Annotated in this window: 2 protein-coding genes; both read right to left on the bottom strand. The window is 57.8% G+C overall.

Annotated elements, in window-relative coordinates; translation table 11 throughout:
* Positions 1 to 127 precede the first annotated feature (127 nt).
* Positions 128 to 568: a type VI secretion system baseplate subunit TssE gene (tssE, locus tag ACZYSM_RS29215; RefSeq protein ID WP_489077152.1), complete on the bottom strand. Its 441-nt coding sequence runs from the start codon at positions 566 to 568 to the stop codon at positions 128 to 130.
* 3 nt (positions 569 to 571) lie between these two features.
* Positions 572 to 865 (bottom strand): type VI secretion system lipoprotein TssJ (gene tssJ / locus ACZYSM_RS29210; protein WP_489077150.1); only part of this gene is annotated, 294 nt, incomplete at its 5' end.

Genomic DNA, 865 nt, shown 5'->3' with positions numbered 1-865 from the left:
GCCGGATGAGTCAGTTTGGTCAGCTCGTCACGCAGTGCCGTAAACTCGCCAAAGTCGCGCGGGTCACCGCCGACTCGAATACGCATTTCAAATAACGCCGTCATCCAGCTTCCTTTCCTTTACGGGTTTACGGCATAGACAGATAGTTCTGCCGCCTCAGGTGACGCACCAACACTTTCCCCTCGGGCGCCAGGGTCGTGCCGAAGGTCACCCGCTCGCCCCCTTTCAATTGCGCGTCCAGGGCGTATTCCAGATGACCCGGCAGGCTTTGTGGCAACAGTTCAATGCTCATCGTCGCCAATCTCGGCTCGTACTTGAGCAAGGTATCGACCAGGGTGCCCATCAGTTCATGCGCCGCACCCGGCATCCCTTGCAGAATCAGCCCCATATCCGGCAAACCGTAATCCGGCAGGTGACTGAGTGTCCCCGCCCGGCTATTAAGAATGCGTTGCAGATTGTCCAGCACCGACAGGATGTGCTGGTCCTCTTCGCGGACGCGATACAGGTCCAGTTCCCCGTTGAAATTCTGCAGGAGCATTTCGTAAAGCGAAGGGTTCAACTCACTCACGGGTTATTCCTTTGCCAAGGCGTGCAGGATCAGTTGGTTGTTGCCCAGCTCGATGACTCGCGCCTGATCCGGGTCCAGCTCATCTCGGCTCAACATCAGACGCCAGGTATTTTTCTGGGTATCGGGCGTACGAAACAGCGCCACCACCGCGACAAACCGGGCATCTTTATCCAGGGGGACGTTCAGTTGCGCCCCCTCCCCCGGTTTTACCACCAGGGTTCGCTGCGCCAGCAAGTCGGTGCGTAGCACGCTGTCGCTATCGCTCAGCACACTGTCATACGTGGTTTTTTTCACCGC

The organism is Pseudomonas sp. F220, assembly GCF_057813935.1.
This window is presented reverse-complemented; position numbering and strand designations above follow the sequence as displayed.